This window comes from Yersinia antarctica (assembly GCF_056636475.1).
In genome coordinates, this window is the sequence record NZ_JBSJQF010000001.1 from 307,756 (window position 1) to 333,005 (window position 25,250).

Sequence of the window (25,250 nt, forward strand, 5' to 3'; positions counted from 1 at the left end):
CATTTTCACATTAATGTCAAAATAAACTCTTAGAGTTTTGGACAACCCTGAATTAACAACGGAGTATTTCCATGCCACGTCGTCGTGTAATTGGTCAGCGTAAAATTTTGCCAGATCCTAAGTTCGGATCTGAATTGCTGGCTAAATTTGTAAATATCCTGATGGTAGATGGTAAAAAATCTACTGCAGAAGCAATCGTCTATACCGCGCTGGAAACCCTGGCTCAGCGTTCTGGTAAAGATTTTCTGGAAGCTTTCGAAGTAGCTCTGGATAACGTGCGCCCGACTGTCGAAGTTAAGTCTCGCCGCGTTGGTGGTTCTACTTATCAGGTACCAGTTGAAGTTCGTCCGGTTCGTCGTAATGCCTTGGCAATGCGTTGGATCGTTGATGCTGCTCGTAAACGCGGTGATAAATCCATGGCTTTGCGCTTGGCGAATGAACTGTCTGACGCAGCAGAGAACAAAGGTTCTGCTGTTAAGAAACGTGAAGACGTTCACCGTATGGCCGAAGCTAACAAGGCGTTCGCGCACTACCGCTGGTAATTACCACGCAGTAGCTATGCTAACCATGCGGGCGCTTTAATAGTTAACCCGCATGGTTAATCGAATGAACGCCTAAGGCAATAGAGGAATCAAATGGCTCGTAAAACACCCATTGAGCGCTATCGTAATATCGGTATCAGCGCTCACATCGACGCCGGTAAGACAACCACTACCGAACGTATCCTGTTTTACACCGGTGTAAACCATAAGATCGGTGAAGTTCATAACGGCGCAGCCACTATGGACTGGATGGAACAAGAGCAGGAACGTGGTATTACCATTACTTCTGCGGCTACTACCTGCTTCTGGTCTGGTATGGCTAAACAGTATGAACCACATCACATCAATATCATTGACACCCCAGGGCACGTTGACTTCACCATTGAAGTTGAACGTTCTATGCGTGTTCTTGACGGTGCGGTAATGGTTTACTGTGCAGTTGGTGGTGTTCAGCCACAGTCTGAGACCGTATGGCGTCAGGCGAACAAATATAAAGTCCCACGCATTGCGTTCGTTAACAAAATGGACCGCATGGGTGCTAACTTCCTGAAAGTTGTTGGCCAGCTTAAAGCTCGTCTGGGCGCGAATCCAGTTCCATTGCAACTGGCAATCGGCGCGGAAGAGAAATTCACTGGTGTTATCGATCTAGTGAAAATGAAAGCGATCAACTGGAATGAAGCCGATCTGGGTGTGACCTTCGAATACGAAGAGATCCCTGCTGATATGGCTGAGCTGGCTGCTGAATGGCACCAGAATCTGGTTGAATCGGCTGCAGAAGCGTCTGAAGAGTTGATGGACAAGTATTTGGGCGGCGAAGAGCTGACCGAAGAAGAAATCAAGAAAGCTCTGCGTCAACGTGTTCTGCGCAACGAAATTATCTTGGTTACCTGTGGTTCTGCGTTTAAAAACAAAGGCGTACAGGCAATGCTGGATGCAGTTATCGATTATCTGCCAGCGCCAACTGACGTTGAAGCAATCAACGGTATTTTGGACGATGGTAAAGATACTCCGGCTGTTCGTCATTCAGACGACAAAGAGCCGTTCTCTGCATTGGCATTCAAAATTGCTACCGACCCGTTTGTGGGTAACCTGACATTCTTCCGTGTGTACTCTGGCATTGTTAACTCCGGTGACACTGTGCTGAACTCAGTACGTTCGCGTGAAGAGCGTTTGGGTCGTATCGTACAGATGCACGCCAACAAACGTGAAGAGATCAAAGAAGTTCGCGCAGGCGACATCGCAGCAGCGATCGGCCTGAAAGACGTGACGACGGGTGACACCTTATGTGATCCAAAGCATGTGATCATTCTGGAACGTATGGAGTTCCCTGAGCCAGTGATCTCTGTTGCCGTTGAACCAAAAACCAAAGCCGACCAGGAAAAAATGGGTATGGCTCTGGGGCGTCTGGCAAAAGAAGATCCATCATTCCGTGTGTGGACTGACGAAGAATCAGGTCAGACTATCATCGCTGGTATGGGTGAGCTGCACTTGGATATCCTGGTTGACCGTATGCGCCGCGAATTTAGCGTGGAAGCAAACATCGGTAAACCTCAGGTTGCTTACCGTGAAACTATCCGCGATACCGTCAAGGACGTGGAAGGTAAGCACGCTAAGCAGTCAGGCGGTCGTGGTCAGTACGGTCATGTTGTTATCGATATGTCTCCGTTACCACCGGGTGGCGCTGGGTATGAATTCGTCAACGAAATCGTTGGTGGTTCTATTCCTAAAGAGTTCATCCCTGCTGTTGATAAAGGTATCCAGGAACAACTGAAGTCCGGTCCTCTGGCTGGTTATCCGGTTGTGGACGTTAAAGTGCGTCTGCACTACGGTTCTTACCATGATGTTGACTCCTCAGAATTGGCGTTTAAATTAGCCGGTTCTATCGCCTTTAAAGAAGGTTTCAAACGAGCTAAACCAGTTCTGCTTGAGCCAATAATGAAGGTTGAAATCGAAACCCCTGAAGATTATGCGGGTGACGTAATGGGTGACCTGAGTCGTCGTCGTGGCATGATCGAAGGTATGGAAGATACGTTAACTGGTAAGACTATTCGTGCCCAGGTTCCGTTGTCTGAAATGTTCGGTTATGCTACTGACCTGCGCTCTCAGACCCAGGGCCGTGCTTCATACTCTATGGAGTTCCTGAAGTATGCTGAAGCGCCGAGTAACGTCGCTCAAGCCGTTATCGAAGCCCGTGGCAAATAAGCTTTCGGGTTTAAAACAATGATCCAGTGCTCTCTCATAAGTGGTAGAGCACCAGAGTAAGGAATATAGTCGTGTCTAAAGAAAAATTTGAACGTAACAAACCCCATGTAAACGTCGGTACTATCGGCCACGTTGACCATGGTAAAACTACCCTGACTGCAGCAATCACTACCGTACTGGCTAAAACCTACGGCGGTAGCGCTCGTGCTTTCGATCAGATCGATAACGCACCAGAAGAAAAAGCTCGTGGTATCACCATCAACACTTCTCACGTTGAATATGACACCCCGACTCGTCACTATGCGCACGTTGACTGCCCAGGACACGCCGACTACGTTAAAAACATGATCACCGGTGCTGCTCAGATGGACGGCGCGATCTTGGTTGTTGCTGCAACTGACGGTCCTATGCCACAGACTCGTGAACACATCCTGTTGGGTCGCCAGGTTGGCGTTCCATACATGATCGTATTCATGAACAAATGTGACATGGTTGACGATGAAGAGCTGCTGGAACTGGTAGAAATGGAAGTTCGTGAACTTCTTTCTGCTTACGATTTCCCAGGCGACGACATTCCAGTAATCAAGGGCTCAGCTCTGAAAGCACTGGAAGGCGTTCCTGAGTGGGAAGCAAAAATTATCGAACTGGCTGAAGCATTGGATACTTATATTCCACTGCCAGAACGTGCTATCGATAAGCCATTCTTGCTGCCAATCGAAGACGTATTCTCTATCTCAGGCCGTGGTACTGTTGTAACTGGTCGTGTAGAGCGCGGTATCGTTAAAGTTGGTGAAGAAGTAGAGATCGTTGGTATCAAAGATACTGTTAAATCTACTTGTACTGGCGTTGAAATGTTCCGCAAACTGCTGGACGAAGGCCGTGCTGGTGAGAACGTTGGTGTTCTTCTGCGTGGTATCAAACGTGAAGATATCGAACGTGGTCAGGTTCTGGCTAAACCAGGTTCTATCAAACCACACACTACCTTTGATTCAGAAGTTTATATTCTGAGCAAAGACGAAGGCGGCCGTCATACTCCGTTCTTCAAAGGCTACCGTCCTCAGTTCTACTTCCGTACAACTGACGTAACCGGTACCATCGAACTGCCAGAAGGCGTTGAAATGGTAATGCCTGGTGATAACGTGAACATGGTTGTTACCTTGATTCACCCAATCGCAATGGACGACGGTCTGCGTTTCGCAATCCGTGAAGGTGGCCGCACTGTAGGCGCTGGTGTTGTTGCTAAAGTTATCGCTTAATTGCTTTACTGATTAATTATTTTATTGATCAAGTAACCAAGGGTGCTTCGGCACCCTTTTTTATTGATAAAGTGAATAATCTTAATTGAAATAACACGCATTCTTATTTACACTTGAGAGATTGGTTAAGAAGTGAGTCTCTCTATGTATGTTTGTCTGTGTAATGCGGTATCTGACAAAGTTATCCGTAAAGCTGTACGTCAGCACCATCCACATACCATTAAACAACTGCGTCAATTGGTACCCATTGGTACAGACTGCGGTAAGTGCATCCGACAGGCCAGAGAGATACTGATCGAGGAACGCGCGAACATTCCAGAAATGAATGATGTTGCCTAATAGTTAGCAGGGAGAAGTATTCCCCACACTTTGCCATCTGGTACTACACTTTGTGTACTGGAAGCGGAGGGTATAGTTATGAAAGGCGATAAAAAGATAATTGCACATCTCAATACACTACTCGGCAACGAGCTAGTTGCCATCAATCAATATTTTCTCCATGCCCGAATGTTTAAAAACTGGGGGCTGATGCGCCTTAATGATAAGGAGTATCACGAATCTATAGACGAAATGAAGCATGCCGATAAATACATCGAACGTATTTTATTCCTCGAAGGTATTCCTAACTTACAGGACTTGGGTAAGCTGAATATTGGCGAGGATGTTGAGGAAATACTGAAATCAGATTTAGCTCTCGAGCTCGCCGGGGCGAAGGATCTGCGTGAAGGTATTGCTTATGCTGATTCTATCCATGATTATGTTAGTCGCGATTTATTGAAAGAAATTCTTGCTGATGAAGAGGGCCATATTGACTGGCTCGAAACAGAACTGAGTCTGATTGAGCGTTTAGGTATACAAAACTACTCTCAGGCACAGTTGGCGAAAGACTAAACACTTGCAAGATAGCTTGTTTATTAACCATAAGATTACGCAGTCAAAAAGAGTGAGAATCCTTCTTGGACTCACTCTTTTTTTCATTCCTACCGCACAAATTAACCTTATATCCCCTTAATTAAATTATCTGGCAAGTTTTTGCATAGATTTCCAACACTGACTTGCTTCCTGCTGGTATTTACGTATAATGCGCGGGCCTACCTAATCTTGGTTGGTCAGATTGAAACTAATCTGTCAGTCATAGCCTAGTGCTGTTACTGAACAATACTCCCGATATGGGGGTTATATGTTGAACGATTACACTCCCCCATCAATCGAAATGGGTGCGAGGAGTAATCATTTACGTTTATAAATAATTGGAGCTCTGGTCTCATGCAGAACCAAAGAATCCGTATCCGCCTGAAAGCGTTTGATCATCGTTTGATCGATCAATCAACTGCGGAAATCGTCGAGACTGCCAAGCGCACTGGTGCGCAGGTTCGCGGTCCGATCCCGCTGCCAACTCGCAAAGAGCGCTTTACCGTTCTGATCTCTCCGCACGTCAATAAAGATGCGCGCGATCAGTACGAGATTCGCACTCACAAGCGTCTGGTTGACATCGTTGAGCCAACCGAGAAAACCGTTGATGCTCTGATGCGTCTGGATCTGGCTGCTGGTGTAGACGTGCAGATCAGCCTGGGTTAATCAGGTCATTGAGCGATTGAGAGGTTGAAACAATGATTGGTTTAGTCGGTAAGAAAGTGGGTATGACGCGTATCTTCACTGAAGATGGCGTTTCAATCCCAGTAACTGTTATCGAAATTGAAGCGAACCGCGTAACTCAGGTCAAAAGCCTGGAGAACGACGGATACCGTGCTGTGCAAGTAACTACCGGTGCTAAAAAAGCTAACCGCGTTACTAAACCAGAAGCGGGTCATTTCGCTAAAGCTGGCGTAGAAGCTGGCCGTGGTCTGTGGGAATTCCGCCTTCCAGAAGGTCAAGAATTCACTGCTGGCCAAGAAATTAGCGTCGAAATCTTTGCAGACGTTAAGAAAGTCGACGTTACAGGTACGTCTAAAGGTAAAGGTTTTGCCGGTACTGTTAAGCGCTGGAACTTCCGTACCCAAGATGCTACCCATGGTAACTCCTTGTCTCACCGCGTTCCGGGTTCTATCGGTCAGAACCAGACTCCGGGCAAAGTGTTTAAAGGCAAGAAAATGGCAGGCCATATGGGTGATGAACGTGTAACTGTTCAAAGCCTGGATGTAGTACGTGTTGACGCTGAGCGCAACCTACTGCTGGTCAAGGGCGCTGTACCGGGAGCAACCGGTGGCAACCTGATCGTAAAACCGGCTGTCAAGGCGTAACGTCGAGGAGATAGGAATGGAATTGGTAATGAAAGACGCGCAAGGCGCGCTGACTGTTTCCGAAACTACCTTCGGGCGTGATTTCAATGAAGCGCTTGTACATCAGGTTGTTGTTGCTTACGCAGCAGGTGCCCGTCAAGGTACTCGTGCTCAGAAGACCCGTGCTGAAGTAACAGGTTCCGGTAAGAAACCGTGGCGCCAGAAAGGCACCGGCCGTGCGCGTGCAGGTTCTGTAAAGAGCCCAATCTGGCGTTCAGGTGGTGTGACCTTTGCTGCGAAGCCTCAGGATCACAGTCAGAAAGTAAATAAAAAGATGTACCGCGGCGCGCTGAAAAGCATTCTGTCCGAATTGGTACGTCAAGATCGTCTGATCATTGTCGAAAAGTTCTCTGTTGAAGCACCTAAAACTAAGTTGCTGGCGCAGAAACTGAAAGATATGGCTCTGGAAGATGTGCTGATCGTAACGGGTGAACTGGACGAGAACTTGTTCTTGGCAGCTCGCAACCTGTACAAGGTTGACGTTCGCGATGTAGCCGGTATCGACCCAGTTAGCCTGATCGCCTTCGATAAAGTGGTTATGACTGCTGATGCTGTGAAGCAAGTTGAGGAGATGCTGGCATGATTCGTGAAGAACGTCTGCTGAAAGTACTGCGCGCGCCGCATGTATCTGAAAAAGCGTCCGCTGCGATGGAAAAGAATAACACCATCGTTCTCAAAGTTGCCAAAGACGCGACCAAAGCAGAAATTAAAGCTGCAGTGCAGAAACTGTTTGAAGTCGAAGTCGAAGACGTTAACACCTTGCTGGTTAAAGGCAAGAGTAAGCGTCACGGTCAGCGTGTTGGTCGTCGTAGCGACTGGAAAAAAGCTTACGTCACCCTGAAAGAAGGCCAGAATCTGGACTTCATCGGCGGCGCAGAGTAAGTCGGAGGAGTAAAACAATGGCAATTGTTAAATGTAAACCTACATCTCCGGGTCGTCGCCACGTTGTTAAGGTGGTTAACCAGGAGTTGCATAAGGGTAAGCCTTATGCCCCGTTGCTTGAGAAATTAAGCAAAAGCGGTGGCCGTAACAACAATGGCCGTATCACTACCCGTCATATCGGTGGTGGCCACAAGCAACATTATCGTCTGGTTGACTTCAAACGCAACAAAGATGGTATCCCTGCAGTGGTTGAGCGTCTGGAGTACGATCCGAACCGTTCCGCGAATATCGCGCTGGTTCTGTACAAAGACGGCGAACGCCGTTATATCCTGGCGCCAAAAGGCCTGAAAGCTGGTGACCAGATTCAATCTGGCGTTGATGCGGCAATTAAAGCAGGTAACACCCTGCCTATGCGTAACATCCCAGTTGGTTCAACGGTTCATAACGTAGAAATGAAACCAGGTAAAGGCGGCCAATTGGCTCGTTCTGCTGGTGCATACGTTCAGATCGTTGCTCGTGACGGTTCCTACGTTACTCTGCGTCTGCGCTCCGGCGAAATGCGCAAGGTTCAAGCTGATTGCCGCGCCACCTTAGGTGAAGTCGGTAACGCTGAACACATGCTGCGTGTGCTGGGTAAAGCAGGTGCTAGTCGTTGGCGTGGTATTCGTCCTACCGTTCGCGGTACGGCGATGAACCCGGTAGATCACCCACACGGTGGTGGTGAAGGTCGTAACTTTGGTAAGCACCCGGTAACTCCGTGGGGCGTTCAAACCAAAGGTAAGAAGACCCGTAGCAACAAGCGTACTGATAAGTTCATCGTACGTCGCCGTAGTAAAAAATAATTAGAGGATAAGCCATGCCACGTTCTCTCAAGAAAGGTCCCTTCATTGACCTGCACTTGCTGAAGAAGGTAGAGAAAGCGGTGGAAAGCGGAGACAAGAAGCCAATTCGGACTTGGTCCCGTCGTTCAACGGTCTTTCCAAATATGATCGGTTTGACCATCGCTGTCCATAATGGTCGTCAGCACGTTCCCGTTTTTGTAGCCGATGAAATGGTCGGTCACAAACTGGGTGAATTCGCGCCGACCCGTACTTATCGCGGCCATGCGGCCGATAAAAAGGCTAAAAAGCGCTAAGGTAGGAGGAAGAGATGGAAACTATCGCTAAACATCGCCACGCTCGTTCTTCTGCTCAGAAGGTTCGCTTGGTAGCGGACCTGATTCGCGGTAAGAAAGTGTCGCAAGCTCTGGAAACTCTGGCCTATACCAACAAGAAAGCTGCTGGTTTGGTTAAGAAGGTACTAGAGTCTGCCATTGCTAACGCAGAACACAACGATGGCGCTGACATCGATGATCTGAAAGTCACGAAGATCTTCGTAGACGAAGGCCCTAGCATGAAGCGCATTATGCCGCGTGCAAAAGGTCGTGCAGATCGCATCCTGAAGCGCACCAGCCACATTACTGTGGTTGTGTCCGATCGCTGAGACTCTGGAGACTAGCAATGGGTCAGAAAGTACATCCTAATGGTATTCGACTAGGTATTGTCAAAGCTTGGAACTCTACCTGGTACGCAAATACCAAAGAATTCGCTGACAACCTGGACGGCGACTTTAAAGTTCGCCAATTCCTGACTAAGGAATTAGCGAAAGCTTCCGTTTCTCGCATCGTTATCGAGCGTCCAGCGAAGAGCATCCGTGTGACTATTCACACCGCTCGTCCTGGCATCGTTATCGGCAAGAAAGGTGAAGATGTCGAAAAACTGCGTAAGGTCGTAGCGGATATCGCTGGCGTTCCTGCACAGATTAACATCGCCGAAGTCCGTAAACCGGAACTGGACGCAAAATTGGTTGCTGACAGCATCACTTCACAGCTGGAACGTCGTGTTATGTTCCGTCGTGCTATGAAGCGTGCTGTACAGAACGCAATGCGTCTTGGCGCTAAAGGTATCAAAGTTGAAGTAAGCGGCCGCCTTGGCGGTGCTGAAATCGCGCGTACCGAATGGTACCGTGAAGGTCGTGTTCCGTTGCATACACTGCGTGCGGATATCGATTACAACACATCTGAAGCGCACACCACTTATGGTGTAATCGGCGTTAAGGTATGGATCTTCAAAGGTGAGATCTTGGGTGGTATGGCTGCTGTTGAACAACCGGAACCGGCTGCTCAACCTAAAAAGCAGCAGCGTAAAGGCCGCAAGTAAGGAGAATCGCTGATGTTACAACCAAAGCGTACAAAATTCCGTAAGATGCACAAAGGCCGTAACCGTGGCCTTGCGCAAGGTACGGATGTTAGCTTCGGTGAGTTCGGCCTGAAAGCTTGTGGCCGTTGCCGCCTGACGGCTCGTCAAATCGAAGCAGCCCGTCGTGCGATGACACGTGCAATTAAGCGTCAAGGTAAGGTCTGGATCCGTGTATTCCCGGACAAGCCGATCACCGAGAAGCCGCTCGAAGTGCGTATGGGTAAAGGTAAGGGTAACGTAGAGTATTGGGTTGCCCTGATCCAGCCAGGAAAAATGTTGTTTGAAATGGCTGGTGTACCTGAAGAAACTGCTCGCGAAGCATTTAAGCTCGCAGCAGCGAAACTGCCTGTAGGAACCACCTTTGTAACTAAGACGGTGATGTGATGAAAGCACAAGAGCTGCGTGAAAAAAGCGTTGAAGAGCTGAACACTGAGCTGCTCAACCTGCTGCGTGAGCAATTCAATTTGCGCATGCAGGCGGCTAGTGGCCAGCTGCAACAAACTCACCTGTCGAAACAAGTGCGCCGTAATATCGCACGTGTTAAGACTTTACTGACTGAGAAGGCGGGTGCGTAATGACTGAGCAAATCCGTACTCTGCAAGGTCGCGTAGTTAGTGACAAAATGGAGAAATCCATGGTTGTTGCTATCGAACGTGTGGTGAAACACCCTATTTACGGGAAATTCATCCGTCGTACGACGAAATTGCATGTACATGACGAGAACAATGAATGTGGAATCGGTGACGTGGTAGAAATCCGCGAATGCCGTCCACTGTCAAAGACTAAGTCTTGGACGCTTGTTCGCGTTGTAGAGAAAGCGATTCTGTAATAGAGTAGCCAACTCGAACATAATAAACGGCTCAGAAAGTGGGCCGTTTATTTTTTCTACCCATAATTTGGAAGCGGTGTTATAATGCTGCGCCCTCATTAATGGGGCTTTTAAACGACCTATTCTGGGTCCTAAAGTAGTAGTTGACATTAGCGGAGCACTAACATGATCCAAGAACAGACTATGCTGAACGTGGCCGACAACTCCGGTGCACGTCGCGTAATGTGTATCAAGGTTCTAGGTGGCTCGCACCGTCGCTACGCAGGCATCGGCGACATCATCAAGATCACCATCAAGGAAGCAATTCCTCGTGGCAAGGTGAAGAAAGGCGATGTTCTGAAGGCGGTAGTGGTGCGCACCAAGAAGGGTGTACGTCGCCCGGACGGTTCTGTCATTCGCTTCGATGGTAACGCTTGTGTTATTTTAAATAATAACAGCGAGCAGCCAATCGGCACGCGTATTTTTGGGCCGGTAACTCGTGAACTGCGTAATGAGAAGTTCATGAAAATTATCTCTCTGGCACCAGAAGTACTCTAAGGAGCGAACCATGGCAGCGAAAATCCGTCGTGATGACGAAGTTATCGTGCTAACCGGGAAAGACAAAGGTAAGCGCGGTAAAGTAAAGAATGTCCTGTCTGCTGGTAAGGTCATTGTTGAAGGTATCAACCTGGTTAAAAAACATCAGAAGCCGGTTCCGGCCCTGAACCAACCAGGTGGCATTGTTGAAAAAGAAGCTGCAATTCAAGTTTCCAACCTTGCGCTGTTCAACACGACAACCGGTAAGGCTGACCGTGTAGGCTTTAGATTCGAAGACGGCAAAAAAGTCCGTTTCTTTAAATCTAATAGCGAAACTATCAAGTAATTTGGAGTAATACGATGGCGAAACTGCATGATTACTACAAAGACGAGGTGGTCAAACAACTGATGTCTCAGTTTGGCTACAACTCTGTCATGCAAGTCCCTCGGGTCGAGAAGATCACCCTGAACATGGGTGTTGGTGAAGCGATCGCTGACAAGAAACTGCTGGACAATGCAGCAGCTGACTTGGCAGCAATCTCCGGTCAAAAACCGTTTATCACCAAAGCACGCAAATCTGTTGCAGGCTTCAAAATCCGTCAGGGCTATCCGATCGGCTGTAAAGTAACCCTGCGTGGCGAACGCATGTGGGAATTCTTTGAGCGTCTGATTACCATTGCTGTACCTCGTATCCGTGACTTCCGTGGCTTGTCCGCTAAGTCATTCGATGGTCGTGGTAACTACAGCATGGGTGTGCGCGAGCAGATCATCTTCCCGGAAATCGACTACGATAAAGTCGATCGTGTACGTGGTTTGGATATTACCATTACCACTACTGCGAAATCCGATGATGAAGGCCGTGCATTGTTGGCTGCTTTTAAATTCCCATTCCGCAAGTAAGGTAGGGTTACTGATGGCTAAGCAATCAATGAAAGCACGCGAAGTTGTTCGCGTGAAACTAGCTAACAAATACCGCGCTCAACGCGAGGAATTAAAAGCTATTATCTCTGGTGTGAACTCATCCGACGAAGACCGTTGGAATGCTGTTCTGAAGCTGCAGTCTCTGCCGCGTGATTCCAGCCCGTCCCGTCAGCGTAACCGCTGCAACCAAACTGGTCGTCCGCATGGTTTCCTGCGGAAGTTCGGGTTGAGCCGTATTAAAGTCCGTGAAACCGCAATGCGCGGTGAAATCCCGGGCCTTAAGAAGGCTAGCTGGTAATTGTCACCAATTGAATCACGGGAGTAAAGACAGATGAGCATGCAAGATCCGATCGCGGATATGCTGACCCGTATCCGTAACGGTCAATCCGCAAACAAAGTCGCGGTCACCATGCCTTCCTCCAAGCTGAAAGTGGCAATTGCCAACGTTCTGAAGGAAGAAGGTTTTATTGAAGATTTTAAAATCGAAGGCGACACCAAGCCTGTTCTGGAATTAGCTCTTAAGTATTTCCAGGGTAAGGCAGTGGTAGAAAGCATTCAACGTATCAGCCGTCCAGGTCTGCGCATCTATAAGAAAAAAGATGAGCTGCCAAAAGTTATGGCCGGTTTGGGTATCGCTGTTATTTCTACCTCTAAAGGTGTTATGACCGATCGTGCAGCTCGCCAAGCTGGTCTTGGTGGCGAGATTATCTGCTACGTAGCTTAATTCGGGAGGAAAGAATGTCTCGTGTTGCAAAAGCACCCGTCGTCATTCCTGCCGGCGTAGAGGTAAAACTCAACGGTCAGGTTATTTCGATAAAGGGTAAGAACGGCGAGCTGACTCGTACCGTCCATAGCGCTGTTGAAGTTAAGCAAGAAGAAAATACACTGACTTTCGCTCCACGCGAAGGCGCTGTAGACGGTTGGGCCCAAGCGGGTACCACTCGTGCACTGCTTAACGCAATGGTCGTTGGTGTTACCGAAGGCTTCACTAAGAAGCTTCAATTGGTAGGTGTAGGTTACCGTGCCGCAGTTAAAGGCAACGTGGTGAATTTAGCTTTAGGCTTCTCTCATCCAGTTGACCATGAATTGCCGGCTGGCATCACTGCAGAATGCCCGACCCAAACTGAAATCGTGCTGAAAGGCGCTGATAAGCAGGTGATTGGTCAGGTTGCAGCAGATTTACGTGCCTACCGTCGTCCTGAGCCTTATAAAGGCAAGGGTGTCCGTTACGCCGACGAAGTCGTGCGTACCAAAGAGGCTAAGAAGAAGTAAGGTAACACTATGGATAAGAAAGCAGCTCGTATCCGTCGTGCGACCCGCGCACGCCGCAAGCTCAAAGAACTGGGTGCGACTCGCCTGGTGGTACATCGTACCCCACGCCATATTTACGCGCAGGTTATTGCACCAAACGGTTCAGAAATTTTGGTAGCAGCTTCTACTGTAGAAAAAGCTATCAATGAGCAATTGAAGTACGCCGGCAACAAAGATGCCGCCGCAGCTGTAGGTAAAGCTGTTGCAGAGCGCGCATTGGAAAAAGGGATCACGAAAGTATCCTTTGACCGTTCCGGTTTCCAATATCATGGTCGAGTCCAGGCACTGGCAGATGCTGCCCGTGAAGCTGGCCTTCAGTTCTAAGGTAGAGGTGTAAGATGTCACACATCGAAAAACAAGCTGGCGAACTGCAGGAAAAGCTGATCGCGGTAAACCGCGTATCTAAAACCGTAAAAGGTGGCCGTATTTTCAGCTTTACCGCACTGACAGTAGTTGGTGATGGTAACGGTCGCGTTGGTTTTGGCTACGGCAAAGCACGCGAAGTTCCGGCAGCGATCCAGAAAGCGATGGAAAAAGCCCGTCGCGCTATGATTAATGTTGCTTTGGATAACGGTACTCTGCAGCACCCAGTTAAAGGTGCTCACACAGGTTCTCGTGTATTCATGCAACCAGCTTCTGAAGGTACCGGTATCATCGCCGGTGGTGCAATGCGCGCCGTCTTGGAAGTTGCAGGGGTTCATAACGTATTGGCCAAGGCCTATGGTTCTACTAACCCGATCAACGTGGTTCGTGCAACTATTGCAGCTCTGGAAGATATGAAATCCCCAGAAATGGTCGCTGCCAAGCGTGGTAAGTCCGTCGAAGAAATTCTAGGGAAATAACCATGGCAAAGACTATTAAAGTAACTCAAACAAAAAGCAGTATCGGTCGTTTGCCGAAACATAAGGCAACTCTGATCGGTTTAGGTCTGCGTCGTATTGGTCATACTGTAGAGCGTGAGGATACTCCTGCTGTGCGTGGTATGGTCAACTTGGTTTCCTACATGGTTAAAGTTGAGGAGTAACAGATGCGTTTAAATACTCTGTCTCCGGCTGAAGGTGCCAAGCATGCGCCGAAGCGTGTAGGTCGTGGTATCGGTTCTGGCCTGGGTAAAACTGCTGGTCGTGGTCACAAAGGTCAGAACTCACGTTCTGGTGGTGGCGTACGTCGTGGTTTTGAAGGTGGTCAGATGCCTTTATATCGTCGTTTGCCGAAATTCGGCTTCACCTCTCGCAAAGCTATGATCACGGCAGAAGTTCGTCTGTCTGAACTGGCTTTAGTGGAAGGCGACGTAATCGACCTGAACACGTTGAAAGCCGCTAACGTTGTTGGTACCCAGATTGAGTTCGCGAAAGTTATGCTTTCAGGCGAAATCACTCGTGCGGTAACTCTTCGTGGTCTGCGTGTCACCAAAGGCGCTCGTGCTGCTATCGAAGCTGCTGGCGGTAAAATTGAGGAATAAGTAGCAGATGGCTAAGCAACCAGGATTAGATTTTCAAAGTGCTAAAGGCGGATTAGGCGAACTGAAGCGCAGACTTTTGTTTGTTATCGGTGCGCTTATTGTTTTCCGTATCGGCTCTTTTATTCCGATTCCTGGTATCGATGCCACTGTGCTTGCTAAATTGCTCGAGCAGCAGAGAGGGACCATCATTGAAATGTTTAACATGTTCTCTGGTGGTGCTCTCAGTCGTGCTTCTATCTTTGCCTTGGGTATCATGCCGTATATTTCGGCATCGATTATTATCCAACTGTTAACGGTGGTTCATCCAGCGTTAGCAGAGATAAAGAAAGAAGGGGAGGCTGGCCGTCGTAAGATTAGCCAGTACACCCGTTATGGCACGTTGGTATTGGCTATATTCCAATCGATCGGTATTGCTACCGGTCTGCCGAATATGCCTGGGATGCAAGGTCTGGTAATCAATCCAGGCTTTGCTTTCTACTTTACCGCTGTTGTTAGCTTGGTCACCGGGACTATGTTCCTGATGTGGCTGGGCGAACAGATTACTGAGCGTGGTATCGGTAACGGTATTTCAATCATAATCTTTGCTGGTATTGTTGCTGGTCTTCCACCTGCAATAGCCCATACCATCGAGCAAGCTCGGCAAGGCGACCTGCACTTCCTCCTGTTGCTGTTGGTTGCAGTATTAGTGTTTGCAGTAACCTTCTTCGTTGTTTTCATTGAACGTGGTCAGCGTCGTATCGTCGTTAACTATGCTAAACGTCAACAAGGTCGTCGTGTTTATGCAGCACAGAGCACACACTTACCGTTGAAAGTGAATATGGCTGGGGTTATTCCAGCAATCTTCGCTTCCAGCATAATTCTGTTCCCTGCCACGATTGCATCATGGTTTGGGGGCGGGACAGGTTGGAACTGGCTGACGACTATTTCGATGTATTTGCAGCCGGGACAGCCGCTTTATGTGTTACTCTATGCGTCTGCAATCATCTTCTTCTGTTTCTTCTACACGGCGTTAGTGTTTAACCCGCGTGAAACAGCAGATAACCTGAAGAAGTCCGGTGCATTCGTGCCAGGAATTCGTCCGGGAGAGCAAACGGCGAAGTACATCGATAAAGTAATGACGCGTCTAACCTTAATTGGTGCGATGTATATTACTTTCATCTGCCTGATCCCGGAGTTCATGCGTGACGCGATGAAAGTACCATTTTACTTTGGTGGTACCTCCCTACTTATCGTAGTGGTGGTCATCATGGACTTTATGGCTCAAGTGCAAACTCTGATGATGTCTAGTCAATACGAGTCTGCATTGAAGAAAGCAAACCTGAAAGGCTATAACCGCTAATTCAGGGATGTTTGAGAAGTTACGGAGAGTAAAAATGAAAGTTCGTGCTTCCGTCAAGAAATTATGTCGTAACTGCAAAATTGTTAAGCGTAACGGTGTCGTTCGCGTAATCTGCAGTGCCGAACCAAAGCATAAACAGCGTCAAGGCTGATTTATCTTGCATATTTTTCTTGCAAAGTTGGGTTGAGCTGGCTAGATTAGCCAGCCAATCTTTTGTATGTGACTGCAATACTATTTGAGTATCCTGAAAACGGGCTTTTCAGAATGGTATTGCTGTATAAAATAGTAGGAGTGCATAGTGGCCCGTATAGCAGGCATTAACATTCCTGATCAGAAACATACCGTAATCGCGTTAACTGCGATCTACGGCATCGGTAAAACCCGTTCACAGGCTATCTGTGTTGCTGCGGGTATTGCTGAAAATGTTAAGATCAGTGAGCTGTCTGAAGAGCAAATCGAGAAGCTGCGTGACGAAGTTGCCAAGTACGTTGTAGAAGGTGATCTGCGTCGTGAGGTGACCCTGAGCATCAAGCGTCTGATGGACCTTGGGACTTATCGTGGTTTGCGTCATCGTCGTGGTCTACCAGTTCGCGGTCAGCGTACTAAGACCAACGCACGTACCCGTAAGGGTCCGCGTAAACCGATCAAGAAATAATCGGGGTGATTGAATAATGGCAAAGGCACCTATTCGTGCACGCAAGCGTGTAAGAAAGACAGTCTCTGACGGTGTGGCTCATATCCATGCTTCTTTCAACAACACCATCGTTACTATTACAGATCGTCAAGGTAACGCATTGGGTTGGGCAACAGCAGGTGGTTCCGGTTTCCGTGGATCTCGTAAGTCTACTCCGTTTGCAGCGCAAGTTGCAGCAGAGCGCTGCGCTGACGCAGTGAAAGAATACGGTATCAAGAATCTGGAAGTTATGGTTAAAGGACCTGGTCCGGGCCGTGAGTCTACTATCCGTGCGTTAAACGCGGCTGGTTTCCGCATCACTAATATTACTGATGTGACTCCGATCCCTCATAACGGTTGTCGTCCGCCGAAAAAGCGCCGCGTATAACGCTGCTTTTAGGTTTGTTGGAGAGAGAAAATGGCAAGATATTTGGGTCCTAAGCTCAAGCTGAGCCGTCGTGAGGGCACAGACCTGTTCCTTAAGTCTGGCGTTCGCGCGATTGACACCAAGTGTAAGATTGAACAACCACCTGGCCAGCACGGTGCGCGTAAACCGCGTCTGTCTGACTACGGTGTGCAGTTACGTGAGAAACAAAAAGTTCGCCGTATCTATGGTGTTCTAGAACGTCAATTCCGTAACTACTATAAAGAAGCAGCACGTCTGAAAGGCAACACAGGTGCAAACCTGTTGCAACTGCTGGAAGGTCGTCTGGATAACGTAGTTTACCGTATGGGCTTTGGCGCAACTCGTGCTGAATCACGTCAGCTGGTTAGTCATAAAGCTATCATGGTAAATGGTCGCGTTGTTAACATCGCTTCTTATCAGGTATCTCCGAATGACGTAGTCAGCATCCGTGAGAAAGCTAAAAAGCAGTCTCGTGTTAAGGCAGCTTTGGAGCTGGCTGAGCAGCGTGAAAAGCCGACTTGGCTGGAAGTTGATGCTGTCAAGATGGAAGGTGTGTTCAAACGTATTCCTGAACGTACTGATCTGTCTGCGGACATTAACGAACACCTGATCGTCGAGCTTTACTCCAAGTAAAGCTTAGTACCAAAGAGAGGACACAATGCAGGGTTCTGTGACAGAGTTTCTAAAACCGCGCCTGGTAGATATCGAGCAAGTCAGTTCGACGCACGCCAAGGTGACCCTTGAGCCGTTAGAGCGTGGCTTTGGCCATACTCTCGGCAACGCACTGCGCCGTATTCTGCTTTCATCTATGCCGGGTTGCGCGGTGACCGAGGTTGAGATTGATGGTGTACTGCATGAGTACAGCACCAAAGAAGGCGTACAGGAAGATATCCTGGAGATCCTGCTCAACCTGAAAGGGCTGGCGGTGAGAGTTCAGGGTAAAGATGAAGTTATTCTTACCCTGAATAAGTCTGGCATTGGCCCTGTGACTGCAGCCGATATCACCCATGACGGGGATGTCGAAATCGTCAAGCCGCAGCACGTTATCTGCCACCTGACCGATGAGAACGCATCTATTAGTATGCGTATCAAAGTTCAACGTGGTCGTGGTTATGTGCCGGCTTCTGCCCGAATTCATTCGGAAGAAGATGAGCGCCCGATTGGTCGTCTGTTAGTAGACGCATGCTATAGCCCTGTAGAGCGTATTGCCTACAATGTTGAAGCAGCGCGTGTAGAACAGCGTACCGACCTGGACAAGTTGGTTATCGAGATGGAAACCAATGGTACGATCGATCCTGAAGAGGCGATCCGCCGTGCGGCAACTATCTTGGCTGAACAGCTTGAAGCTTTCGTTGATTTACGAGATGTACGTCAGCCGGAAGTTAAAGAAGAGAAGCCAGAGTTCGATCCGATCCTGCTGCGCCCTGTTGACGATCTGGAATTGACTGTCCGCTCTGCTAACTGCCTCAAGGCAGAAGCTATCCACTACATCGGTGATCTGGTACAGCGTACCGAGGTTGAGTTGCTGAAAACGCCGAACCTGGGTAAAAAATCTCTTACTGAGATTAAAGACGTGCTTGCTTCACGTGGTCTTTCTTTAGGCATGCGCCTAGAAAATTGGCCACCAGCTAGCATTGCTGACGAGTAACCGGATCACAGGTTAAGGTTTTACTGAGAAGGATAAGGTCATGCGCCATCGTAAGAGTGGTCGTCAACTGAACCGTAACAGCAGCCATCGCCAGGCTATGTTCCGTAACATGGCCGGCTCTTTGGTTCGTCATGAGATAATCAAGACGACCCTGCCGAAAGCGAAAGAGCTGCGTCGCGTTGTTGAGCCGCTGATTACTCTTGCCAAGACCGACAGCGTAGCTAATCGTCGTCTGGCATTCGCCCGTACTCGTGATAACGAGATCGTGGCAAAACTGTTTAACGAGCTAGGCCCGCGTTTCGCGAGCCGCGCCGGTGGTTACACTCGCATTCTGAAGTGTGGCTTCCGTGCAGGCGACAACGCACCGATGGCTTACATCGAGTTAGTTGATCGTGCTGCATCGCAAGCAGAAGTAGTTGCTGCAGAGTAATCTGTAAACGCGTAAAAAAACCGGGCTTGCCCGGTTTTTTTACGTCTACAATTCAGTGATATGCGTTTATCCTTCCCATATATTGCCAATCCTCTCTTATTATTTTGCTACCGATCCTTTAACCTTAACTATTCTTCGATTTTATAAAGTCTGATCTCTTGGTCGTGATATGGAATTAATTGATGAATGGGCGGAACGACGCATTATTGATGCTCAGCAAAAGGGCGAACTCGATAATCTGTCAGGCAGCGGTAAACCACTACAGCTAGATGATGACTCCCTAGTTCCTCTTGATTTGAGAGCAGGTTACAGATTACTGAGAAATGCAGGGTACCTCCCCGTTGAATTGCAGGATCGTCAAGAAGCGCTTACTGTCGCCGAATTGTTGTCACAGATAGATAAGCAGCACGATAACTACCAGAATTTACATAAGCGCTTGGCATTATTGGAACTGAGATTGAGACAAGCAGGGTTTAGCACTGACTTTCTCCATCAGGAGTACCAACATAAAATGGTCGATAAACTGTCAAAAGAGGAGTAACTAAATGTTAAAAATTGGGCAACTCGCTAAACTGGCTGATGTTACACCAGATACTATTCGCTACTATGAGAAACAAGGAATGATGGATCATGGCAAACGGACAGAAGGTGGTTACCGACTGTATAGTGAACAAGATTTACAGCGTTTACGTTTTATCCGCTATGCGAAGCAGCTCGGGTTTACATTAGAAACTATCGCCGAATTACTGTCGATTCGTGTCGATCCTGAACATCATACCTGTCAGGAATCAAAAGCAATTGTGGATTCTCGATTACATGATGTGGAAAGTAAGATAACTGAGTTTAAAAGAATGCGTGAATCACTAAAACGCCTTAGTAATGCCTGCTGCGGAAGTACTCATGCAACGACTTATTGTTCTATTCTGGAAGCACTGGAACAAGGGGCGACTGAAGAACTCGCTAAAGACTAAATTTTAGGTGGGTAGTTTAAATCAGCTTACATTAGTAGTATTATGCGTAGGATTTTTAATCAATAAATTTATCAGTGAGGTTTTATTATGGCGGTATATCGACATACCAAGGGGAAAATTAAAGATAATGCGCTAGAAGCATTACTCCATGACCCACTTTTCAGGCAACGTATCGAGCAGAACAGTAAAGGAAAAGGAAGTTATCGGCGTAAAGAAAAATACGCAAAAGGTGGTAACTGGGAGGCCAGTGGTAAGCAATCAATAGATTCATTACCACTGGTCTTCTGATTTGAAAGCAGTAAAAAGCCATCGTATGATGGCTTTTACGTTTATCAAAACTGAACTTACTTTGATTGCTGCGCTTTCAGTAAATCACGAATCTCGGCTAACAGCTTTTCTTCTGTTGTTGGTGCTGGCGGTGCTGCAGGCTCTTCCGCTTTTTCACGGCGCATTTTATTCATTAGTTTCACTGCAGAAAATATAGCGAGTGCCACAATAACAAAATCGAAAATGCTCTGAATGAATGTACCGTAGTTCATTACTACAGCAGGTATAGTCCCTTCAGCAGCACGTAATATGAAATGGAATTGCTTGAAGTCGACCCCCCCAAGCAATAAGCCAAGTGGCGGCATGATGATGTCGGCAACAAGTGAAGAAACAATTCTGCCAAATGCGGCACCAATAATTACCCCGACTGCCAAATCGACCACATTGCCACGCATGGCAAATTCACGAAATTCCTTCATAAAACTCATAAATGACACCCCCTTTAAAAATGAATGACTTAATCTTAGCTAAATAAAACTCGGTAGAACCATAATTATAGAAAATTTTCCCACTATCTACGGAAATAGTTTTAATTTATAAATGGGTTCGAACTAGTTAATTATTAATAATTACAGGAAGAATGGGCTTGGTTGGAACAAACGCTCCACATCGGGCACGAATTTCTTGTGAGTAATAAACATCACTACGTGGTCACCCTGTTTAATTATGGAGTTGCTGTTGGCAATGATAACCTCATCCCCACGTACAATTGCCCCAATGGTAGTACCTGGTGGTAACTTTATATCCTCAACCATTCGGCCAACAACTTTTGATGTGGTTTCATCACCGTGGGCAATTGCTTCGATTGCCTCAGCAACACCTCGCCTTAATGAAGAAACACTGACAATATCCGCTTTACGGACATGACCTAAAAGGGCTGAAATAGTGGCCTGCTGCGGTGAGATGACAATATCAATAACGCTTCCTTGAACCAGATCGACATAGGCGCTACGTTGGATTAATACCATTGCCTTTTTTGCGCCCATCCGTTTTGCCAGCATCGCGGACATAATATTGGCTTCATCGTCATTGGTAATGGCAATAAAGACATCGACCTGTTCAATATGCTCTTCTGCCAGCAGTTCCTGGTCTGACGCATCGCCATAAAATACGATAGTATCGTGTAACATCTCGGCTAATTCGGCGGCTCGCTGCGGGTTACGCTCAATTAATTTTACACTGTAATCTTTTTCTAATCGTAGGGCTAAACCGGCTCCGACATTACCACCGCCAACAATCATAATGCGCTTATAGGGTTTTTCAAGACGTTGTAACTCACTCATTACAGCGCGGATATGCTGTGAGGCAGCAACAAAGAAGACTTCATCACCTGCTTCAATGATAGTTGAGCCCTGTGGACGAATTGGTCGGTCTTGACGAAAGATTGCTGCCACTCTGGTATCAATATGAGGCATATGTTCACGCAGAGAGGATAATGCATTCCCCACCAATGGGCCGCCATAATAGGCTTTTACCGCCGCAATACTGACCTTACCTTCAGTAAAATTAACTACCTGTAATGCACCAGGATATTCGATTAGTTTATAGATATTATCGATAACTAGCTGTTCCGGTGATATCAAATGGTCAATGGGTACCGCTTCTGGTAGAAAAAGCTTATCAGCTTCACGAATATATTCAGCCGAACGGATACGTGCGATGCGATTTGGTGTATTAAATAGTGAATACGCAATTTGGCAGGCAACCATATTGGTTTCATCAGAATTGGTCACTGCAACCAACATATCGGCATCTTCAGCCCCCGCTTCCCGCAAGACTCTCGGATGCGATCCATGCCCTTGTACTACACGCAGATCAAATTTATCTTGCAACTGGCGTAGGCGGCCAGAGTCAACATCCACAACGGTGATATCGTTGTTCTCGCCTACCAGATTTTCTGCCAGGGTTCCGCCAACTTGCCCCGCCCCAAGAATAATTATTTTCATAGCGTTCTCTGTTCCACACTGAAATTAGGTTTTGAGGCATAGCCAAAGCCACGATTATCTTTTGATTAACTTCGCATAAAAGAAACCATCGCCATCCTCAGGGTGTGGCAAGTTTTGTTTACCGGGAGTCGCGTTAGTACCAGTTTCAACCAATTCTGCTTCACAATGTCGTTGCAGGAAAGCGGCTATCTGTTGCTGATTCTCTTGCGGCAATATCGAACAAGTAGCATAAACCATTACGCCACCTTTCTTCAGTCTAGGCCAGATAGCTTCAATGATCTCAGATTGTAATTCTGCCAGATCGGCAATATCACTGTCTCGGCGCAACCATTTGATATCAGGGTGGCGACGAATCACACCGGTGGCAGAGCAAGGTGCATCTAGCAGAATACGATCAAATTGCTGATCGTCACACCATGTATCCGGGGTTCGACCATCGCCGACTCGCACCACTGCATGTAATTTCAGACGTTGTAAATTTTCCTTAACCCGGCTGAGCCGTTGTTCATCAATATCCACAGCTAATACATGTGCTTTTGGCGCAGCTTCGAGGATGTGTGTTGTTTTACCGCCCGGAGCGGCACATAAATCAAGGATCTGTTCACCATTTTGCGGATCAAGTAGATCAACACAACCTTGGGCTGAAGCATCTTGCACTGTTACCCAGCCTTGTTCGAAACCAGGCAGATCATTGACGGCGCACGGGGCAATAAGCCGTACTGCGTCGGGATAAAAGGCATGAGGTTCTGCATCTATCTCCGCTTGCTTTAACAGCTCGAGATATTCACCGCGGGTATGATGGAGACGATTTACCCGCAGCCACATTGGTGGCTTTTGGTTATTCGCGTCCACAATCTGCTGCCATTGTTCTGGATAGGCTTGCTTAATACGCGCTAATAACCAGCTAGGATGCAGGTAACGGCTATCACTATTTGCAGCGCGCTCCAGTAATTCCACTTGCTGACGCTGGAATTGACGTAGTACACCGTTGATCAACCCTTTTAGTTGCGGACGTTTCAGCGCAGTGGCACCTTCAACCGTTTCGGCTAAAGCAGCATGTGGCGGAATCCGGGTATAAACCAACTGGTATAGCCCGATCATAATCAGGTAGTGAAAAACACGCTGTTTACCAGTCATTGGGCGCGCCATCAACTGCTGGATACACCACTCTAGCTGTGGTAGAACACGCAAAGTGCCAAAACACAACTCCTGTAGCAATGCGCGATCTTTATCGGAAATATTTTTCTGTAGCCCAGGCAAAACGGTACTGAGCGATTGCCCCTGATCCAATACCTGGCTAATTGCTTTAGCAGCGATGCTGCGGAGATTATATGTGTTTTTCATAACCAAAAAAGCCGACAAACGTCAGCAAATAAAGGGAAAGTGGCCCGATGATGAAGTATCGGGCGATGAAACCTACATCCGTCATCTTTCAAGTTGCAGGGGTGTTGGCTGATCTCGTTACTTGACCATCTCTGGACCGGCCTTCCTGCATCTTGACATCTATTAGGTATATAGCTGTAGCTGCTGAGTTATTATGCTAGTTGACTACCGGGCGCAAACCATTCGCGACGTGAATTTAATAAGTCAGCTGCGGACATGGCTTTCTTGCCGGCTGGTTGCAGTTGCGTGATATTTAAAACGCCATCTGCGGTAGCCACTTGGATCCCATGTTTATCTGCATGAATGATGGTTCCGGGCTTGGTATTATCTACTTTAGGGAGTACCTGTGCCTGCCAGACCTTGATGAGCTGTTCATCAACGACAAAATAGCTAACTGGCCAAGGATTAAAAGCACGAATACAGCGTTCTAACTGAGCCGCAGAAAGTGACCAATCTAATTTGGCCTCCTCTTTACTTAGCTTTTCTGCATAAGTGGCTTGTGCTTCATTTTGTACTTCCGGCTGTGCACTGCCTTGCGCTAATTGCTGCAATGTTATCAATAAGCCCTGAGGGCCTAATTGCGCCAGCTTATCGTACATTGTCGCACTGGTATCATCCGGCTGAATGTCACATTCAATTTTATGCAGCATATCTCCGGTGTCTAGCCCAACATCCATTTGCATGATTGTTACCCCAGTTTTTGCATCACCGGCCCATACTGAACGTTGGATAGGCGCAGCACCACGCCAGCGTGGTAATAGGGAACCATGGACGTTAATACAGCCTAATCGCGGCATTGCCAAAACAGATGCAGGCAAAATCAGACCATAGGCAACTACGACCATAATATCAGCATTCAGATCAGCCACGAGATGTTGGTTCTCCTCGGGTCGTAGCGATTTCGGCTGAAAAACGGGAATACTTTGTTGTTCTGCCAATACCTTCACTGGGCTCGGGGTCAGTTTATTACCTCGGCCAGCGGGACGGTCCGGTTGAGTGAAAACACCAACAATCTGATGTTGGGAAGACAACAGCGCGCCAAGATGGCGCGCTGCAAAATCAGGCGTTCCTGCAAAAATAATCCGCAAAGAGTCAGACACGTTGGTTTCCTGCATTAGATGGGGTTAGTCGGCTCGGGCATTTAACTTGGCCATTTTCTCCAACTTTTGGCGGATACGCTGACGTTTCAGCGGCGATAAATAGTCCACAAACAGTTTGCCAACCAAATGGTCCATTTCGTGCTGAATACAGATTGCTAATAAATCATCCGCTTCCAGTTCGAACGGTTTACCATCACGGTCCAGCGCTCTGATTTTTACTTTTTCAGCGCGAGGGACTAATGCCCGTTGCTCAGGAATTGATAAGCAACCTTCTTCAATGCCGGTTTCACCGCTTTTCTCCAACAGCTCTGGGTTAATCAACACCAGGCGTTGGTCACGATTTTCCGAAACATCAATCACGATAATTTGTTTATGAACATCCACTTGGGTTGCGGCAAGGCCAATGCCTTCCTCTGCGTACATGGTCTCGAACATGTCGTCCACAATACGCTGGATTTCGCCATTGACTTCTTTTACCGGCGCAGCAATTTTGCGCAGCCGCTCATCTGGGTAATGTAATACTTGTAATACTGACATAAATATCTAGATCTGCGTCCGAGTAGTGAATGATATTCAATCTCTATTCTAGA

41 protein-coding genes are annotated in these 25,250 nt (G+C 47.6%); 36 read left to right on the forward strand and 5 right to left on the reverse strand.

Annotated features, from left to right (window positions below; all coding sequences use genetic code 11):
• Window positions 1-71 precede the first annotated feature (71 nt).
• From rpsG to ACWJJO_RS01440, 36 genes are all read left to right on the forward strand, one after another.
• The gene (rpsG, locus tag ACWJJO_RS01265; RefSeq protein WP_002212324.1) at window positions 72-542 is read left to right on the forward strand and encodes a 30S ribosomal protein S7; all 471 of its coding nucleotides are present in this window, start codon (window positions 72-74) and stop codon (window positions 540-542) included.
• A 93-nt stretch (window positions 543-635) separates the two neighbouring features.
• Window positions 636-2,744: an elongation factor G gene (fusA, locus tag ACWJJO_RS01270; RefSeq protein WP_083161170.1), complete on the forward strand. Its 2,109-nt coding sequence runs from the start codon at window positions 636-638 to the stop codon at window positions 2,742-2,744.
• A gap of 71 nt (window positions 2,745-2,815) precedes the next feature.
• Window positions 2,816-4,000, forward strand: coding sequence for an elongation factor Tu (gene tuf / locus ACWJJO_RS01275; protein ID WP_005186230.1), 1,185 nt, complete (start codon window positions 2,816-2,818; stop codon window positions 3,998-4,000).
• Between the two features lie 144 nt (window positions 4,001-4,144).
• Window positions 4,145-4,339 (forward strand): bacterioferritin-associated ferredoxin, encoded by a 195-nt coding sequence (gene bfd, locus ACWJJO_RS01280; protein ID WP_005186233.1) that lies wholly within the window; start codon window positions 4,145-4,147, stop codon window positions 4,337-4,339.
• Between the two features lie 78 nt (window positions 4,340-4,417).
• Complete coding sequence (gene bfr, locus ACWJJO_RS01285) at window positions 4,418-4,891, forward strand: bacterioferritin (RefSeq protein WP_083161169.1); 474 nt, start codon at window positions 4,418-4,420, stop codon at window positions 4,889-4,891.
• Window positions 4,892-5,266: 375 nt separating this feature from the next.
• On the forward strand, window positions 5,267-5,578 hold the full coding sequence (gene rpsJ, locus ACWJJO_RS01290) for a 30S ribosomal protein S10 (RefSeq protein ID WP_001181005.1): 312 nt from the start codon (window positions 5,267-5,269) through the stop codon (window positions 5,576-5,578).
• Between the two features lie 32 nt (window positions 5,579-5,610).
• A complete protein-coding gene (rplC, locus tag ACWJJO_RS01295; protein WP_002218932.1) occupies window positions 5,611-6,240 on the forward strand; it encodes a 50S ribosomal protein L3 in 630 nt (209 codons plus the stop codon).
• A gap of 16 nt (window positions 6,241-6,256) precedes the next feature.
• The gene (gene rplD, locus ACWJJO_RS01300) at window positions 6,257-6,862 is read left to right on the forward strand and encodes a 50S ribosomal protein L4 (RefSeq protein ID WP_004702326.1); all 606 of its coding nucleotides are present in this window, start codon (window positions 6,257-6,259) and stop codon (window positions 6,860-6,862) included.
• A complete protein-coding gene (gene rplW / locus ACWJJO_RS01305) occupies window positions 6,859-7,161 on the forward strand; it encodes a 50S ribosomal protein L23 (RefSeq protein ID WP_005159841.1) in 303 nt (100 codons plus the stop codon). Before rplD ends, rplW begins: the two co-directional genes overlap by 4 nt.
• A 17-nt stretch (window positions 7,162-7,178) precedes the next feature.
• A complete protein-coding gene (gene rplB / locus ACWJJO_RS01310; protein WP_005186240.1) occupies window positions 7,179-8,003 on the forward strand; it encodes a 50S ribosomal protein L2 in 825 nt (274 codons plus the stop codon).
• Between the two features lie 14 nt (window positions 8,004-8,017).
• The gene (rpsS, locus tag ACWJJO_RS01315; RefSeq protein WP_032818077.1) at window positions 8,018-8,296 is read left to right on the forward strand and encodes a 30S ribosomal protein S19; all 279 of its coding nucleotides are present in this window, start codon (window positions 8,018-8,020) and stop codon (window positions 8,294-8,296) included.
• Between the two features lie 14 nt (window positions 8,297-8,310).
• On the forward strand, window positions 8,311-8,643 hold the full coding sequence (gene rplV, locus ACWJJO_RS01320; protein WP_004391423.1) for a 50S ribosomal protein L22: 333 nt from the start codon (window positions 8,311-8,313) through the stop codon (window positions 8,641-8,643).
• 17 nt (window positions 8,644-8,660) lie between these two features.
• Window positions 8,661-9,359 carry a 30S ribosomal protein S3 gene (gene rpsC / locus ACWJJO_RS01325; protein ID WP_083161167.1) on the forward strand — a complete coding sequence of 233 codons (699 nt, stop codon included), beginning with the start codon at window positions 8,661-8,663 and terminating at the stop codon, window positions 9,357-9,359.
• Window positions 9,360-9,371: 12 nt separating this feature from the next.
• Window positions 9,372-9,782 (forward strand): 50S ribosomal protein L16, encoded by a 411-nt coding sequence (gene rplP, locus ACWJJO_RS01330; RefSeq protein WP_038242806.1) that lies wholly within the window; start codon window positions 9,372-9,374, stop codon window positions 9,780-9,782.
• Window positions 9,782-9,973 carry a 50S ribosomal protein L29 gene (gene rpmC / locus ACWJJO_RS01335; RefSeq protein WP_005159843.1) on the forward strand — a complete coding sequence of 64 codons (192 nt, stop codon included), beginning with the start codon at window positions 9,782-9,784 and terminating at the stop codon, window positions 9,971-9,973. Before rplP ends, rpmC begins: the two co-directional genes overlap by 1 nt.
• The gene (rpsQ, locus tag ACWJJO_RS01340) at window positions 9,973-10,227 is read left to right on the forward strand and encodes a 30S ribosomal protein S17 (protein WP_032820219.1); all 255 of its coding nucleotides are present in this window, start codon (window positions 9,973-9,975) and stop codon (window positions 10,225-10,227) included. Before rpmC ends, rpsQ begins: the two co-directional genes overlap by 1 nt.
• A gap of 165 nt (window positions 10,228-10,392) precedes the next feature.
• Window positions 10,393-10,764: a 50S ribosomal protein L14 gene (rplN, locus tag ACWJJO_RS01345; RefSeq protein WP_002213325.1), complete on the forward strand. Its 372-nt coding sequence runs from the start codon at window positions 10,393-10,395 to the stop codon at window positions 10,762-10,764.
• Between the two features lie 10 nt (window positions 10,765-10,774).
• On the forward strand, window positions 10,775-11,089 hold the full coding sequence (rplX, locus tag ACWJJO_RS01350) for a 50S ribosomal protein L24 (protein ID WP_049612315.1): 315 nt from the start codon (window positions 10,775-10,777) through the stop codon (window positions 11,087-11,089).
• A 14-nt stretch (window positions 11,090-11,103) separates the two neighbouring features.
• Complete coding sequence (gene rplE / locus ACWJJO_RS01355; RefSeq protein WP_004391419.1) at window positions 11,104-11,643, forward strand: 50S ribosomal protein L5; 540 nt, start codon at window positions 11,104-11,106, stop codon at window positions 11,641-11,643.
• A 13-nt stretch (window positions 11,644-11,656) separates the two neighbouring features.
• Window positions 11,657-11,962: a 30S ribosomal protein S14 gene (gene rpsN, locus ACWJJO_RS01360; protein WP_004391418.1), complete on the forward strand. Its 306-nt coding sequence runs from the start codon at window positions 11,657-11,659 to the stop codon at window positions 11,960-11,962.
• A gap of 33 nt (window positions 11,963-11,995) precedes the next feature.
• The gene (rpsH, locus tag ACWJJO_RS01365; RefSeq protein ID WP_032820216.1) at window positions 11,996-12,388 is read left to right on the forward strand and encodes a 30S ribosomal protein S8; all 393 of its coding nucleotides are present in this window, start codon (window positions 11,996-11,998) and stop codon (window positions 12,386-12,388) included.
• Window positions 12,389-12,402: 14 nt separating this feature from the next.
• A complete protein-coding gene (rplF, locus tag ACWJJO_RS01370) occupies window positions 12,403-12,936 on the forward strand; it encodes a 50S ribosomal protein L6 (protein ID WP_004391415.1) in 534 nt (177 codons plus the stop codon).
• Between the two features lie 9 nt (window positions 12,937-12,945).
• Window positions 12,946-13,299 (forward strand): 50S ribosomal protein L18, encoded by a 354-nt coding sequence (gene rplR / locus ACWJJO_RS01375; protein WP_004391413.1) that lies wholly within the window; start codon window positions 12,946-12,948, stop codon window positions 13,297-13,299.
• A gap of 14 nt (window positions 13,300-13,313) precedes the next feature.
• Entirely contained in the window at window positions 13,314-13,817 is a 504-nt protein-coding gene (rpsE, locus tag ACWJJO_RS01380; RefSeq protein ID WP_004391412.1) for a 30S ribosomal protein S5, read from the forward strand.
• A 2-nt stretch (window positions 13,818-13,819) separates the two neighbouring features.
• Window positions 13,820-13,999: a 50S ribosomal protein L30 gene (gene rpmD / locus ACWJJO_RS01385; RefSeq protein WP_002213339.1), complete on the forward strand. Its 180-nt coding sequence runs from the start codon at window positions 13,820-13,822 to the stop codon at window positions 13,997-13,999.
• A 3-nt stretch (window positions 14,000-14,002) separates the two neighbouring features.
• Window positions 14,003-14,437, forward strand: coding sequence for a 50S ribosomal protein L15 (rplO, locus tag ACWJJO_RS01390; RefSeq protein WP_004391411.1), 435 nt, complete (start codon window positions 14,003-14,005; stop codon window positions 14,435-14,437).
• Window positions 14,438-14,444: 7 nt separating this feature from the next.
• On the forward strand, window positions 14,445-15,776 hold the full coding sequence (gene secY / locus ACWJJO_RS01395; protein WP_002213344.1) for a preprotein translocase subunit SecY: 1,332 nt from the start codon (window positions 14,445-14,447) through the stop codon (window positions 15,774-15,776).
• Between the two features lie 34 nt (window positions 15,777-15,810).
• Complete coding sequence (gene rpmJ / locus ACWJJO_RS01400) at window positions 15,811-15,927, forward strand: 50S ribosomal protein L36 (RefSeq protein WP_002227352.1); 117 nt, start codon at window positions 15,811-15,813, stop codon at window positions 15,925-15,927.
• Window positions 15,928-16,074: 147 nt separating this feature from the next.
• Window positions 16,075-16,431 (forward strand): 30S ribosomal protein S13, encoded by a 357-nt coding sequence (rpsM, locus tag ACWJJO_RS01405; RefSeq protein ID WP_004702348.1) that lies wholly within the window; start codon window positions 16,075-16,077, stop codon window positions 16,429-16,431.
• Window positions 16,432-16,447: 16 nt separating this feature from the next.
• Window positions 16,448-16,837: a 30S ribosomal protein S11 gene (rpsK, locus tag ACWJJO_RS01410; protein WP_004709234.1), complete on the forward strand. Its 390-nt coding sequence runs from the start codon at window positions 16,448-16,450 to the stop codon at window positions 16,835-16,837.
• Between the two features lie 30 nt (window positions 16,838-16,867).
• Window positions 16,868-17,488 carry a 30S ribosomal protein S4 gene (gene rpsD, locus ACWJJO_RS01415; protein ID WP_002218949.1) on the forward strand — a complete coding sequence of 207 codons (621 nt, stop codon included), beginning with the start codon at window positions 16,868-16,870 and terminating at the stop codon, window positions 17,486-17,488.
• A 25-nt stretch (window positions 17,489-17,513) separates the two neighbouring features.
• Window positions 17,514-18,503 carry a DNA-directed RNA polymerase subunit alpha gene (locus ACWJJO_RS01420; protein WP_002438685.1) on the forward strand — a complete coding sequence of 330 codons (990 nt, stop codon included), beginning with the start codon at window positions 17,514-17,516 and terminating at the stop codon, window positions 18,501-18,503.
• Between the two features lie 40 nt (window positions 18,504-18,543).
• The gene (gene rplQ, locus ACWJJO_RS01425; RefSeq protein WP_004391407.1) at window positions 18,544-18,933 is read left to right on the forward strand and encodes a 50S ribosomal protein L17; all 390 of its coding nucleotides are present in this window, start codon (window positions 18,544-18,546) and stop codon (window positions 18,931-18,933) included.
• A 169-nt stretch (window positions 18,934-19,102) separates the two neighbouring features.
• The gene (locus tag ACWJJO_RS01430; protein ID WP_083161165.1) at window positions 19,103-19,474 is read left to right on the forward strand and encodes a DnaJ family domain-containing protein; all 372 of its coding nucleotides are present in this window, start codon (window positions 19,103-19,105) and stop codon (window positions 19,472-19,474) included.
• Between the two features lie 4 nt (window positions 19,475-19,478).
• On the forward strand, window positions 19,479-19,904 hold the full coding sequence (gene zntR, locus ACWJJO_RS01435) for a Zn(2+)-responsive transcriptional regulator (RefSeq protein ID WP_083161163.1): 426 nt from the start codon (window positions 19,479-19,481) through the stop codon (window positions 19,902-19,904).
• An 87-nt stretch (window positions 19,905-19,991) separates the two neighbouring features.
• Window positions 19,992-20,192, forward strand: a complete 201-nt coding sequence (locus ACWJJO_RS01440; RefSeq protein WP_083161161.1) for an alternative ribosome-rescue factor A — start codon at window positions 19,992-19,994, stop codon at window positions 20,190-20,192.
• 56 nt (window positions 20,193-20,248) lie between these two features.
• Here the strand turns inward: ACWJJO_RS01440 and mscL are convergent, their stop codons facing one another.
• The 5 genes from mscL to def all read right to left on the reverse strand — a co-directional run bounded on the left by mscL (window position 20,249) and on the right by def (window position 25,197).
• The gene (mscL, locus tag ACWJJO_RS01445; RefSeq protein ID WP_032906607.1) at window positions 20,249-20,659 is read right to left on the reverse strand and encodes a large-conductance mechanosensitive channel protein MscL; all 411 of its coding nucleotides are present in this window, start codon (window positions 20,657-20,659) and stop codon (window positions 20,249-20,251) included.
• A 141-nt stretch (window positions 20,660-20,800) separates the two neighbouring features.
• Window positions 20,801-22,177 carry a Trk system potassium transporter TrkA gene (gene trkA, locus ACWJJO_RS01450; RefSeq protein ID WP_481090546.1) on the reverse strand — a complete coding sequence of 459 codons (1,377 nt, stop codon included), beginning with the start codon at window positions 22,175-22,177 and terminating at the stop codon, window positions 20,801-20,803.
• A gap of 54 nt (window positions 22,178-22,231) precedes the next feature.
• Window positions 22,232-23,521 (reverse strand): 16S rRNA (cytosine(967)-C(5))-methyltransferase RsmB, encoded by a 1,290-nt coding sequence (gene rsmB, locus ACWJJO_RS01455; RefSeq protein ID WP_083161157.1) that lies wholly within the window; start codon window positions 23,519-23,521, stop codon window positions 22,232-22,234.
• A gap of 191 nt (window positions 23,522-23,712) precedes the next feature.
• Complete coding sequence (fmt, locus tag ACWJJO_RS01460; protein WP_083161155.1) at window positions 23,713-24,660, reverse strand: methionyl-tRNA formyltransferase; 948 nt, start codon at window positions 24,658-24,660, stop codon at window positions 23,713-23,715.
• A gap of 24 nt (window positions 24,661-24,684) precedes the next feature.
• Window positions 24,685-25,197 carry a peptide deformylase gene (def, locus tag ACWJJO_RS01465; protein WP_083161153.1) on the reverse strand — a complete coding sequence of 171 codons (513 nt, stop codon included), beginning with the start codon at window positions 25,195-25,197 and terminating at the stop codon, window positions 24,685-24,687.
• Between the last annotated feature and the right edge of the window lie 53 nt (window positions 25,198-25,250).